Origin of the sequence: Streptomyces sp. NBC_00104 (assembly GCF_045160825.1) — a bacterium.
Taxonomy (GTDB): Bacteria; Actinomycetota; Actinomycetes; order Streptomycetales; family Streptomycetaceae; genus Streptomyces.
Genome location: NZ_CP108215.1, coordinates 2,450,157 through 2,463,027, shown reverse-complemented (window position 1 = coordinate 2,463,027; position 12,871 = coordinate 2,450,157). Strand labels below are relative to the sequence as shown.

10 protein-coding genes are annotated in these 12,871 nt (G+C 71.5%); 4 read left to right on the top strand and 6 right to left on the bottom strand.

Annotation, left to right across the window (positions count from 1 at the left end):
• Positions 1 to 16 precede the first annotated feature (16 nt).
• Positions 17 to 535 (top strand): histidine phosphatase family protein, encoded by a 519-nt coding sequence (locus OG272_RS10645; protein ID WP_326583781.1) that lies wholly within the window; start codon positions 17 to 19, stop codon positions 533 to 535.
• Between the two features lie 164 nt (positions 536 to 699).
• On the opposite strand, the gene serB is transcribed toward OG272_RS10645, so the two are convergent.
• Together serB and OG272_RS10635 are read right to left on the bottom strand one after the other, a co-directional pair.
• Entirely contained in the window at positions 700 to 1,908 is a 1,209-nt protein-coding gene (gene serB, locus OG272_RS10640; protein ID WP_326583782.1) for a phosphoserine phosphatase SerB, read from the bottom strand.
• Between the two features lie 349 nt (positions 1,909 to 2,257).
• Positions 2,258 to 4,108: a streptophobe family protein gene (locus tag OG272_RS10635; protein ID WP_328222682.1), complete on the bottom strand. Its 1,851-nt coding sequence runs from the start codon at positions 4,106 to 4,108 to the stop codon at positions 2,258 to 2,260.
• Positions 4,109 to 4,350: 242 nt separating this feature from the next.
• Here OG272_RS10635 and OG272_RS10630 point away from each other — a divergent pair, with 242 nt between their 5' ends.
• A complete protein-coding gene (locus OG272_RS10630) occupies positions 4,351 to 6,870 on the top strand; it encodes an FHA domain-containing protein (RefSeq protein ID WP_326583784.1) in 2,520 nt (839 codons plus the stop codon).
• Between the two features lie 77 nt (positions 6,871 to 6,947).
• Here OG272_RS10630 and OG272_RS10625 read toward each other — a convergent pair whose 3' ends face one another.
• The 4 genes from OG272_RS10625 to OG272_RS10610 form a co-directional block, all read right to left on the bottom strand.
• On the bottom strand, positions 6,948 to 7,616 hold the full coding sequence (locus tag OG272_RS10625; protein ID WP_326583785.1) for a transglycosylase SLT domain-containing protein: 669 nt from the start codon (positions 7,614 to 7,616) through the stop codon (positions 6,948 to 6,950).
• Positions 7,617 to 7,913: 297 nt separating this feature from the next.
• A complete protein-coding gene (locus OG272_RS10620; protein WP_327730376.1) occupies positions 7,914 to 9,014 on the bottom strand; it encodes an S-adenosylmethionine:tRNA ribosyltransferase-isomerase in 1,101 nt (366 codons plus the stop codon).
• Positions 9,011 to 9,706 carry an SDR family NAD(P)-dependent oxidoreductase gene (locus tag OG272_RS10615; RefSeq protein ID WP_327730377.1) on the bottom strand — a complete coding sequence of 232 codons (696 nt, stop codon included), beginning with the start codon at positions 9,704 to 9,706 and terminating at the stop codon, positions 9,011 to 9,013. Before OG272_RS10615 ends, OG272_RS10620 begins: the two co-directional genes overlap by 4 nt.
• Before the next feature lie 118 nt (positions 9,707 to 9,824).
• A complete protein-coding gene (locus OG272_RS10610; RefSeq protein ID WP_405893138.1) occupies positions 9,825 to 10,778 on the bottom strand; it encodes an IS481 family transposase in 954 nt (317 codons plus the stop codon).
• A 247-nt stretch (positions 10,779 to 11,025) separates the two neighbouring features.
• On the opposite strand from OG272_RS10610, the gene OG272_RS10605 reads away from it, so the two are divergent.
• Positions 11,026 to 12,171: a GAF domain-containing sensor histidine kinase gene (locus tag OG272_RS10605; protein WP_326583788.1), complete on the top strand. Its 1,146-nt coding sequence runs from the start codon at positions 11,026 to 11,028 to the stop codon at positions 12,169 to 12,171.
• Positions 12,164 to 12,805 carry a response regulator transcription factor gene (locus tag OG272_RS10600; protein ID WP_327730378.1) on the top strand — a complete coding sequence of 214 codons (642 nt, stop codon included), beginning with the start codon at positions 12,164 to 12,166 and terminating at the stop codon, positions 12,803 to 12,805. The genes OG272_RS10605 and OG272_RS10600 overlap by 8 nt, the downstream gene beginning before the upstream one ends.
• Positions 12,806 to 12,871 lie beyond the last annotated feature (66 nt).

Below are 12,871 nucleotides of genomic sequence, written 5' to 3'. Positions count from 1 at the left end.
TGCGAAGCTGGGACGCATGAGCGTCGCAGAACCCCGCAGGATTGTCCTCTTCCGGCATGCGAAAGCCGACTGGCCCCAGGTCTCCGACCACGAGCGGCCGCTCGCCGACCGGGGCCGCATGGACGCCGCCGTCGCCGGGCGCAAGCTGGCCGACTCCGGCATCCCCCTTGACCTTGCCCTCTGCTCCACGGCGGTCAGGACCCTTGAGACCTGGAAGCTGGCCGTCCACGAACTGCCCGAGCGGCCGAAAACGGTCTACGAGGAGCGGATCTACGAGGCCTCGCCCGGCGAGCTGATCGCTCTGCTCAACGAAACCCCGGACGACGCGCAGAACGTCGTGCTGATCGGCCACAACCCCGGAATCCAGGGCCTCGCCGACATTCTCGCCGGCAGCGCGGAGGGCGACGCCCGCGAGCGCATGAACCGCTTCGGCTTCCCGGCCGCCGCCTTCGCCGTGCTCTCCTTCGAGGGCCCCTGGAAGAGCCTGGAGCCGGGCGTGACCACGCTGGCCGACTACTGGGCGCCGACGGAGTGACCCCGGCCGTGCGGCCCCGCCGGCACCCGGCGTAGGGCGCCCACGGGCGGGTGCGACCCCACCGGCGTATGGCGTACGGCTTCCCGGGCACCCGCCACCCCAGGGGCTCGTCAGGGCGAAGGCCCGGCACCACCTCGGTGCCGGGCCTTCGTCGTCCGCCCTCGCTACGCGTCGTGCGTGTCCGCCGCCTCGACCTCTTCCCGGGTCACCCCGAGGAGGTACAGGACGGTGTCGAGGAAGGGGAAGTTCACCGCGGTGTGCGCGGCCTCGCGGACGACCGGCTTGGCGTTGAAGGCGACGCCCAGACCGGCCGCGTTGAGCATGTCGAGGTCGTTGGCGCCATCGCCGATGGCCACGGTCTGGACCAGCGGGACCCCCGCCTCGGCGGCGAACCGGCGCAGCAGCCGCGCCTTGCCCGCGCGGTCCACGATCTCACCGACGACCTTGCCGGTGAGCTTGCCGTCGACGATCTCCAGCGTGTTGGCCTGTGCGAAGTCGAGGCCCAGCCGCTCCTTGAGGTCGTCCGTGACCTGGGTGAATCCGCCCGAGACGACACCGACTTGGAAGCCCAGCCGCTTCAGCGTACGGATCAGCGTGCGCGCCCCCGGCGTGAGCCGCACCTCGCTGCGCACCTTCTCCACCACCGAGGCGTCGAGCCCCTCCAGCAGCGCCACCCGCGCGTGCAGCGACTGCTCGAAGTCCAGCTCCCCGCGCATCGCGGCCTCCGTCACCTCGGCGACCTCCTTCTCGCACCCGGCGTGCGCGGCGAAGAGTTCGATCACCTCGTCCTGGATGAGCGTGGAGTCCACGTCCATGACCACCAGCCGCTGCGCCCGCCGGTGCAGACCCGCGGCGACCACGGCCACGTCCACGCCCAACGCCACCGACTCGGTGACCAGCGCGGTCCGCAGCGTCTCCGGTTCCGTACCGGACACCGCGAACTCGACGGCCGTCACCGGGTACTTGGCGAGCCGGAAGATACGGTCGATGTTGCCGCCGGTCGCGGTGATCCGGGCGGCGATCCGGGCGGTGGACTCGGCGGTCAGCGGGTGTCCCAGCACGGTGACGTGCGAGCGGCCGAGGCCACGGGGCCGGTTGTCGCCCAGGCCGGAGATGATCTCCGCCTGCATCTTCATCGACTCCGCCCAGCTGTGGACGGTCGCCCGCAGGTCGCCCTCCTGCCCGGCGGGCGGCTCGGTCACGAGCGCGCACAGCACGATCCGGCCACGGGTGACGACCTGCTCGATGTCGACCACGTCGACGGAGTACGCGGCGAGGGTGTCGAACAGCCCGGCGGTGATGCCCGGCCGGTCCTTGCCGAAGATCTTGACGAGGAGGGTGGGGACGTCAGAGGAGGTCTGCGAAGCGCTCATGATGTGCCAACCGTATCCGGCGCCCCGTGCCTTTTGCCCCTGAGGTCCGCCCAGCGGACGGAGAACACTGGGTTACCAGTGAGGAAAGCGCACCCGGACCGTGTACGACGTCCCGAAGATCTCCCTCGCATCACCCCCGTTCCCGGGCATCTCAACGCCCGCACGACCCTGGCGGCGGACGTGGCGGTAGCGGTCCTTCCTCCGGTGGTAGTGGTGGTGGCGGTGCGGGCCGGGTAGCCCGCCCGGACCTGGATCGTGGCCCCGCCCTGACCCGACCCGACCCGACCCGAACCGCCCTGACCCGACCCGACCCGACCCGACCCGGACCTCGCCCCCGTTCCCCGGCAGCTCAACGCCCGCGCGGCCCCGGCGGCCCCGGCGGTGGCGGTGGCGGTGGCGGCGGCCCCTCCTCCGGTGGTGGCGGCGGTGCGGGCCAGGTACCCGAACCGGACCCGGATCGCGGCCCCGACCCTGATCCGGGGCCCGCTCCCGGCCGCTGTCCCGGCCGGCGGGGCGGCGGCGTGAAACGCCGCATCACCGTCGGCGCCCCGTTGACGTCGGGCGGCCGGGGACCCTTGGGCTCCCGGCCCTCCCGCGCCCCCAGGGCTCCCCGAGGCCTCCGCAGCTCGTCCGGCAGTCGCAGATACGGGTTGGTGTCCGGGTTCGGCGGCCGGTACGGCGTGCCCGGCGTGTACGGTCCCGAGGAGGAGTCGGTCGCGTGGGCCTCGGAGGTCGCGGTGCTCGCCCAGCCGCCCCCCGCGTCCCCCCGCGCCCACGGCGAGGCCCGCCGCCCCGCGGCCCCCGCCGCGCACGCCAGCAGCGCCCCCGCGGCCCCCGCACCCGCGCCCCACGGCGCGCCCAGCACCAAGGCCGTCGCCGGCTGCCCGCGCAGCTCGATGCCCGCGTCGAACGCGTCGATGCCGAACAGGGCCAGCGAGGCGTCCACCGACACCTCCGTCAACCGGACGAGCAGCGGCAGTGCCACCGCCGTCGCGAGCCCGAGCCGAAGCGCGCAGCGCCCCACGAAGCCGAGCGCGCCCCCGCCCCGTCCGTCCGCACCGGTCGCACCCCCGGCAGCGGTGGCAGCCGAGCCCCGTGCGAAAGGCGTACGTACGGCGGTCAGGACCCCCGCGTACACCATCATCAGCGCGGCGGCGAGGCCCAACAGCCAGACCCGGCCGTCCAGTTCGGCGAGGCGACCGAGGGTGACGGGCTCATCGGCGCCGACGCGCAGCAACTCGTCGAGGGGGTCGGGCAGCAGGTCGGCGAGTTGCCCGGTGGCCTTGCCGTCCCAGGGGACGAGGAGGCCGAGGGGGACGCCCAGCCAGACGCCGTTGGGCGCGCCGAGGAGCGCCGCGCCGGCGATCCGCTCGGGGTGGGGGTCGCTGACCGCCGCGTACGCCGCCGCCGCGAGCCCGGCCAGGACCGCCACCAGGAGCACGGTGACCACCGCGGAGACGGCCGGCCGTACGACCCGGTGCACCACGTCGAGGGCGGGCGGCAGGGGAGTGCGGCGCGAGGCCAGCAGGGCGATGAGCAGCACACCGACGCACCAGGCCAGGCCGCCGAGCAGGGTCGGCACGGTGTCGACCGAGAAGCCCACCTCGGCGCCTGCGTCGGCGAGGTCGCCCAGCCGGTCCGGCAGCAGACCGCCGCCGATGTCCCCGATGTCGCCGAGTCCGGGGATCTCCACGTCGTCGAGGTCGCCGCCGCCCGGCAGTTGTCCGTCGATCCCCAGGCGGCTGCCGTCGAGGGTGATGACGGCGTTCCCGGCCCAGGCCAGTCCGCCCATCAACGCCACGAAGAGCGCGAGCACCGTGCCCGCGCGCGCGAGGAGTTCGACGGAGGAGATCACAACTCCCGCGCCGCGCAAGGACCGTAGGAAGAACCAGGACAGCAGGAGCGCTCCCACCAGGCCGACACCCAGTGGCGTGATCTCGATGGCGGTGGTCGCCTGCGCTCCTTCCAGGCCAAAGACGGACACATCGCCGGAGGGGGTCACCGACCCACCCGCCCCGAGCGCCACAACCGCCGCGGTCATGGGCCCCAGTTCACCCGCCGAGTCGGCCTCCAGCAGATGCAGACCGAGCGCCGCCGTACCCGCCATTCCGATCAACGCCCAGCTCACGGCGGCGATCGCGGAGAACAGTACATCCCCCCACGGCACGCTCCTGCCACGGCCAACATTCCGGTCGCTCATGGTCGGACCCCCCGATCCACATCGCGGCGTTGCACCGCTGATGTCCCCCTCGCGTGGGATTACCACTCTCCGGCCCGGTTTCAACCCCGTCAACGGGATGGGGTGATGCCCCCGTACGTTCTCTTCACAAGGCCCGACTTTCGGTCAGGGGGTCGAGCCTGAAATAGTTCCCCCCGATGTTCGACATCCCTAGACTCCCTGTGTTGGGGGTAATTTCGGGGGACAACTCAGTGGGGCATGGAGTGCCGGAACTCGTACTGGAATTGAACGGACAAACCTGGACGCTCGATCCGTCCAGGGCATATACCCTCGGACGTGATCCGCAGGGGGACATCGTGTTCGACGACGCCAGGGTGTCCTGGCGTCACGCCACGATCAGCTTCAGCGGCCGTAGTTGGGTGATCGAGGACCACGGCAGCACCAACGGCACCTTCGCGCAGGGCCAGCGGATCCACCAACTGGAGATCGGCCCCGGCTCGGCCGTGCACCTGGGCAACGCGACCGACGGCCCGAGACTCAACCTCTCCGGTGCCGCCGCGTCCGTCGCGCAGCCCCAGCAGCAGCCGTACGCCGCGCAGGGCGCGAGCGCCGGATACGCCGCCCAGCAGGCCCCGCAGCAGCAGGCCCCGCAGGCGGGCTGGCAGCAGCCGCAAGCGGCACAGGTCCCGCATCAGCAGGGCTTCCCGCAGCAGGGCCCCGGTGGTGGCGCGGGGGCGCCGCCGGTCTACGGCGACCGCAGCCCGACCACGTTCCACCACCTGTCACTCGGCCGCGTCATGCGCATCGGCCGTGCCCTGGAGAACGAACTGGTCGTCTCCGACCTCCAGGTCTCGCGCAACCACGCCGAGTTCCACGCGACGCCCGACGGGCGCTTCGAGATCCGCGACCTCGGCTCGCACAACGGCACGTTCGTCAACGGTATGCCGATCGCCAAGGGCGGCACGGCGCTCCTCGGCCCGAACGACATCGTCGGCGTCGGCCACTCGACGTTCCGCATCATCGGCGACCGCCTCGAAGAGTTCGTCGACACCGGTGACGTCTCCTTCTCCGCACGCCACCTGACGGTCACCGTCGACGGCGGCAAGCAGATCCTGAAGGACGTCTCCTTCGGCGTCCCGGAGAAGTCGCTCATCGCGGTCATCGGCCCGTCGGGCTCCGGCAAGTCCACCCTGCTGAAGGCGCTCACGGGCTACCGCCCCGCCAACCAGGGTGACGTCCTCTACGACAACCGGAACCTGTACAAGCAGTTCGCCGAGCTGCGCCAGCGCATCGGTCTGGTCCCGCAGGACGACATCCTGCACAAGGAGCTGACCGTCAAGAAGGCCCTCAAGTACGCGGCCAAGCTGCGCTTCCCCGCCGACACCACGGCCAAGGAGCGCGACGCCCGTATCGACGAGGTGCTGCGCGAGCTGAAGCTCGACATCCACAAGGACAAGAAGGTCACCTCCCTCTCCGGCGGCCAGCGCAAGCGCGTCTCGGTCGCCCTGGAGCTGCTGACCAAGCCGTCGCTGATCTTCCTGGACGAGCCGACCTCCGGCCTCGACCCGGGCATGGACCGCGACGTCATGCAGCTGCTGCGCGGCCTCGCCGACGACGGCCGTACGGTCCTGGTGGTCACCCACTCCGTGGCCGAGCTGGCGATCTGCGACAAGCTCCTGGTGATGGCCCCGGGCGGCTCGGTGGCGTACTTCGGTCCGCCCGAGGAGGCCCTGAACTTCTTCGGCTACGACACCTGGGCCGATGTCTTCTCCGCCTTCGAGAACTACCGCGACTACGACTGGGCGGGCCGCTGGAAGGGCTCGCAGCACTACCAGATGTACGCCGCGGACATCGACGCCGTCGCCCCGCAGTCGGTGCACATGCCGCCGCCGCAGTCGATGCGCCCGCCGAAGCCTCAGGGCTGGTTCTCCCAGCTCGGCACCCTGGTCCGGCGCTATGTCTCCGTCATCGCGTCCGACAAGGGCTTCCTCGCGCTGACGGTGATCCTGCCGGCCGTGCTCGGCGCGGTGAGCCTGCTCATCGACCCGGACAAGGACCTGCTGGTCCGGGGGGTGAACAAGGCCACCGGCCTGCCCATCCCGAACGGCACGGCCACCACGGTGCTGCTGATCCTCGCGGTCGGCGCGTGCTTCGCGGGAGCCGCCAACTCGGTCCGAGAACTGATCAAGGAACGGGTGATCTACGAGCGGGAGCGGGCGACCGGCCTGTCGCGTTCCGCGTACCTGATGTCCAAGGTGATCGTCCTCGGCGCGGTCACCGTGTTCCAGGGCGCCATGGTCGGCGCGATCGGCTTCTCCAGCCGGACCATCCCGGACGAGTCCCTGATCTTCGGCACCGGCAAGTTCGCCGTCATGCTCGAACTCTCCATCCCGATCATGGGGCTCGGCTTCACGTCCATGATGTTCGGCCTGGTCATCTCCTCGCTGGTGAAGACCGCCGAGAAGACGATGCCGCTGCTGGTGATGTTCGCGATCGTCCAGGTCGTCTTCACCGGCTGCCTCTTCGCCCTGCACGGCAGCCCCGGGGTCAACGAGTTCTCGTACCTGATGCCGTCGCGCTGGGCGGTCGCCGCCGCCGGTGCCACGCTGGACTTCAACAACATCAGCCCGCCCAAGGAGGCCGGCGACACGGACCCGCTGTGGGACCACACGGTCGGCGCCTACAGCCTCGACATGATCGCCCTCATCGTGCTCGGCGTGATCTGCGGTGTCCTCGTGGCCCGCTTCCTGCGCCGCCACGAGCCGGAGGTCATGCGGAAGTAGCCCCAGGGCACCGGCGTACGAAGGGCGGCACCCGCACCGGGTGCCGCCCTTCCGCGTTCTCAGAGGTCCCGCGGGCCTCAGTAAGCGCTGTTGACGTTGTCGATCGAGCCGTAGCGGTCGGCGGCGTAGTTCGCGGCGGCCGTCAGGTTGGCGACCGGGTCGTACTGGCTCTTGGCCGTGCCGGGGACGTGGTACGCGTCGAAGGTCGGCTTGATGACCTGGAGCAGACCGATCGACGGGACGCCGTTGATGGCGTTGATGTCCCAGTTGTTGATGGCGTTCGGGTTGCCCGAGGACTCCCGCATGATGTTCTTGTGCAGGCCGTTGTAGGTGCCCGGGATCTTGTGCTTCTTCATGATGTCGAGCGCCTCGCGGATCCAGCCGTCCAGGTTGTTCGGGTACGACTTCGCGGCGGCGGCCTTGACCTGGGCGGCGCGCTTGGCGGACCGGCTCGCGGCCTCCTTCTTCGCGCGCTCCTGCTCGGCCTTCTTCGCGGCGGCGGCAGCGGCGGCCTTCTTGTCGGCGTCGGCCGCCTGGTCCGTGACGCTCGCCTTCGCGGCCTGGGTCGCGCTCTGACTGAACGCCACCGGCGCCGCGGAAACCGTCTGCGCGGAGGTCTGAGCCTCGGCCGGCACCAGCGAGAACGCGAGGGAGGCGGCGCCGACGGCGGCCACTCCGGCGAACGAGAGCTTGTGGGTCTTGGTCAGCGCGAGGCGGTTGCGGAGGATGTTGGCGTTCATGGGCATGAGTGATGGACCTCTTCGAATAGCGCGGAGGTCGCTCTCGGGCCGGTTCAGGACACTGCTCTTCCAGCGGAAACGCCGCGGAAGAACCCACGGCGTCGAGCGACAGTTGCCATTCTTAGCGGCCGCAAAATCGCGTGGCAAAGGTGTGACGTACGATCCTTGGTAGTAGAAACAGAAACGGCAAAACGGGACAGACCAACCTGTCTCTCCCGCTCAAACCGCCCTTATCTCTCTCCTAGGGACGTTCGTACGTGATGCGCGCCCTATGGGGGGGCTCACACGGGCCGGGCATGGAGCTCACCGGCAGTTGCTGCCGCAATGCTCTGTGTGAGGCCCCTTCGACGGCAGGACTTCCGGCAGGATGAGGTGCACGTCCCCGAACTCGTGCCACAGGTAGCGCGCGCCGCCCGCCGCCTCGTACGCGCGGTCGATCGCCGCCCGCCCCGCGACCGCCTCCAGCATCAGCAGATGCGAGGCCTCCGGCTCGTGCAGCCCGGTCAGCAGCCCGTCCACCACCCGCACGCCGCGCTCCGGCGTCACCACCAGATCCGTCCAGCCCTCCCGGGCCCGTACGACGCCGTCGGACCCGGTGGCCGACTCCACGGCCCGCACCGCCGTCGTCCCCACGGCTATGACCCGGCCGTCACCCGCCCGCGCCGCGTTGATCAGCCGCGCCGACGCCTCCGGCACCGCGAACCGCTCCGGATACGGCGGCTCGTGCGCCTCCGCCGACGCCACCCCGGTGTGCAGCACGACCGGCGCGAACTGCACACCCCGGCTCACCAGCTCCGCCACCAGCCGCGCCGTGAACGGCCGCCCCGCACTCGGCATCTCCGCACTCCCCGCCCCGTCCTCCGACGGCAGCGCGAACACCGTCTGATAGACGGACAACGGCTGATCCCGCTCCGTGTAGGAGTAACGAATCGGACGCCCGTGCTCCCGGAGCACCCCGGCGAGGGCCGAAGAGGACGTACGGGCCCACCACAGCCGCTCGCCCCGCTCGCTCAGCGGCTCCTCCAGGACCAGCCGCACATCACGGGGAAGCCGCACCTCCGTCCCCGCGGGACCGCCCGCACGCGCGCGCGTGGTGCCGCCGCCGTCCGGATCCCGCAGCTCCACGGCCCACCGCCCGTCGTCACCCCGCGTGGAGAAGTGCACCACCACGCGCGCGTGCCCGACCGCCCCGTCCACCGCCGCCGCCAGCGTCGGCGAGGTGTTGACGACCAGCAGGTCCCCCGCCCTCAGCAGCCCCGGCAGCTCCGCGAACCCGTGGTGCGACACCTCCGTACCGCGTGAGATCAGCAGCCGTACGTCGTCCCGGTCGAGGCCCGGCCCGCGCTGCTCGGCGGGCACGCGTGCGTGCAACTCCTCCGGGACGCCCACCGCCGCCGTCGTCATCGCCCCTCCAGCAGGGAAGGCGCCCCGTAGCGGCCACTGGCCGGCCGCTCGTCGAGCAGCCGCAGAAAGGCCGGGACCACGCTCTCCGGGCTCGGCCGCGGATCGTCGTCGTCCGGTACGGCCGCCGCGTACAGGTCCGTACCCATGTCCCCGGGATCGACGGCCCACACCCGAAGCCCCGGCTCCTCCTCGGCCAGCACCGCCGACAGATGGTCCAGCGCCGCCTTCGAGGCCCCGTACCCGCCCCACGTCTCGTACGCCTCGGCCGCCGCGTCCGAGCTGACGTCGATCACCGTGCCCGCCCCGGAGGCCCGCAACAGCGGCAGTGCCTCCTGGACCAGCCCCAGCGCCGCGACCACGTTGACCTCCAGGGCCCGCCGCAGCCCGTCCAGGGCCAGCCCCTCCAGCCGTACGAGCGGCTCGGCGCCCAGCGCGCTCGCGTTGTTCACCACCAGGTCGACCCCGCCCAGCCCGCGCGCCGCCGCCACCAGCGCGGCCCGGTGCCCGGCGTCCGTGACATCCCCCGGCACAGCCTCCACCCGCGTCCCGTACTCCGACAGCTGTGCCGCCGTCTCCTTCAGGGCCCCGGCGGTCCTGGCGTCGAGCACCAGGTCCCACCCGCGCTCCGCCAGCGCCGCGCCGAGTGCCCGGCCCAGCCCCTTCGAAGCCCCCGTGATGATCGCTACCGGCATGACATCCGTCCCCTCGTCCTCGGCCGCCTCCCGACCCGGTCGGCGGTGATCCCAACGTAGGAACGGGACCGCCCCCGCCGCCTCGTGCGCGGGCCGCAGAGAGCCGGGGCCCTTTGCCCTAGGTGTATTGCCCTGTGAGGTTGGGGACGCGGCTGGCGGGTGGTTTGCCTGCGAGCGCGGTGTGTCCGCGGTGGTGATTGTAGGTGTGCAGCCAGTCGGGGAAGGCGTCGCGTCGTTCGGCTTCTGAGCGGTAGGGGCGGGCGTAGGCCCACTCGTCGAGCAGGGTGCGGTTGAAGCGTTCGACCTTGCCGTTCGTCTGCGGCCGGTAGGGCCGGGTTCGCTTGTGGGTGATCCCGGCCGTGGTGAGCAGGTCGCGCCAGTCGCGTGAGCGGTAGCAGGAGCCGTTGTCGGTCAGGACGCGTTCGACGGTGATCCCGCACGCCGTGAAGAACGCCTGGGCGCGGGTCCAGAAGCCGGTGGCGGTCTCTTTCTTCTCGTCGGTGAGGATCTCGCTGTAGGCGAGGCGGGAGTGGTCGTCGACGGCGGTGTGCAGGTAGCTGTAGCCGGCGTTCGAGCGGGTCTTGCGGCCCGCTTGGCGGCCCAGGATCTTGTGTCCGCCGCCGTCGGGGATGTTGCCGAGCTTCTTGATGTCGACGTGCACCAGCTCGCCTGGCCTGTCGCGTTCGTAGCGGCGTATGACACGGCCGGTGGTCCGGTCCAGGTGCGTCAGGCGGGCCAGCCGGTAGCGGGTGAGCACGCGGTGCACGGTCGAGGGCACCAGGCCGAGCAGGTGCGCGATGCGGGCCGGTCCCCAGCGGCGCAGCACGCGGACCTTGATGATCCGCCGTTCTGTGCGGGTCGGGGTGCGGCGCGGGCTGGAGTGGGGACGGCTGGAGCGGTCGGCCATGCCTGCCTCGCCGAGTCGGCGGTAGCGGTCGGCCCAGCGCCGGGCGGTGGTCGGCGAGACCTGGAAGCGTTCGGCGGCCCGGCGCAGGGGCCAGCCGTCCTCGACCACGCAGCGGGCCAGACGCAGACGGCCGGTCTCGGTCAGGGGTGCATTACGGTGGGGCACGAGGGCCTTTCTGTTGCTGGTGCAGATGTCGCAATCCACACCAGGCCAGAAGGCCCTCACCCATTTCAAGATCAATCAGCCGTGATCCCTGTCACCGTCCACAACCTCCCGGGACAGAACACCTAGGCCGCCGGGCCGGTCCCCGGGCCTGGGCCCGGTCGTAGGCCTCCGGCCTAGGTCCGAAGGCCCGGGCGAGGCCTCCGGCGGTCCGATCCGCGGTGTCGGACCCCGCCGGTACGGTGAGGTCATGAGTCAAGGTCCACGGTCCGGCCTCGCGGCGGTGAGTTCCGCGTTGCTGGCCATGAGCAGGCACCTGGAGGTGCGCGACGTCCTCAAGACGATCGTCGCCTCCGCGCGTGAGCTGCTCGACGCGGAGTACGCCGCGCTCGGTGTCCCCGACGACCACGGCGGCTTCGCCCAGTTCGTCGTCGACGGTGTCAGCGACGCCCAGTGGAAGGCCATCGGCCCCCTCCCGCGCCAGCACGGCATCCTCGCCGCCATGCTCCGCGAGGCCACCCCGGAGCGCTTGGCCGACGTCCGCAAGGACCCCCGCTTCGAGGGCTGGCCGAGCGCCCACCCCGATCTGGTCGACTTCCTGGGCCTGCCCATCCGCGACGGCGACGAGGTCATCGGCGCCCTCTTCCTCGCCAACAAGCGATGCCCCAAGCCCGAGGGCGGCTGCGGCTTCACCGAGGAGGACGAGGACCTGCTGGCGATCCTCGCCCAGCACGCCGCGATCGCCCTGACCAACGCCCGCCTCTACGAACGCAGCCGCGAGCTGACCATCGCCGAGGAGCGCTCCCGGCTCGCCCATGAACTCCACGACGCGGTCAGCCAGAAACTCTTCTCCCTGCGCCTGACCGCCCAGGCCGCCGCCGCCCTGGTCGACCGCGACCCCTCGCGCGCCAAGGGCGAACTGCAGCAGGTCGCCGCGCTCGCCGCCGAGGCCGCGGACGAGCTGCGTGCCGCCGTCGTCGAGCTGCGCCCCGCGGGGCTCGACGAGGACGGCCTGGTCGCCACCCTGCGCACCCAGATCCATGTCCTGGACCGCGCCCACAGCGCCCGTGTCACCTTCTCCGGCCGCGGCGCCCGCGCGCTGCCCGCCGCCCAGGAGGAGGCCATGCTGCGCGTCGCCCAGGAGGCCCTGCACAACGCCTTGCGGCACGCGGGCGCCGAGCGGGTCGATGTCACCCTCGACCGGCACGGCGGCGGGGCCGTCCTGCGGGTCACGGACGACGGCGCCGGCTTCGACCCCCAGGTCATACGCCGCGCCGGACGCCACCTCGGCCTGGTCTCCATGCGGGACCGGGCGAGCGGGGTCGGCGGCCGGCTGACCGTGGAATCGGCGCCCGGAAAGGGCACCACGATCGAGATGGAGGTCCCCGGTGGCTGACGCAATCAAGGTGCTCCTGGTCGACGACCACCAGGTGGTCCGGCGCGGCCTGCGCACCTTCCTGGAGGTGCAGGACGACATCGAGGTCGTGGGGGAGGCCGCCGACGGCGCCGAGGGAGTCGCCCGCGCCGAGGAGCTCCGGCCCGACGTCGTCCTCATGGACGTCAAGATGCCGGGCATGGACGGCGTCGACGCGCTGCGCAAGCTCCGCGAACTCGACAACCCCGCGCGTGTGCTCATCGTCACCAGCTTCACCGAGCAGCGCACGGTCGTCCCGGCCCTGCGCGCCGGCGCCGCCGGATACGTCTACAAGGACGTGGACCCCGACGCCCTGGCCGGCGCCATCCGCTCGGTGCACGCCGGGCACGTCCTCCTCCAGCCGGAGGTCGCCGACGCGCTCCTGTCCCAGGAGCAGGCCAACTCCGGCCAGGGGAGAGGAGGTTCACTCACCGAGCGGGAGCGCGAGGTGCTCGGTCTGATAGCCGACGGCCGCTCCAACCGCGAGATCGCCCGCGCGCTGGTCCTCTCCGAGAAGACGGTGAAGACCCACGTCTCGAACATCCTGATGAAGCTCGACCTGGCGGACCGTACACAGGCCGCGCTGTGGGCGGTACGCAACGGTGTGGCCGGATGACGTACAGATCGTCCGACAACATGGAGGGTTCCGCTCCGGGCTGAGATTCATACTGTCGGGTGTATG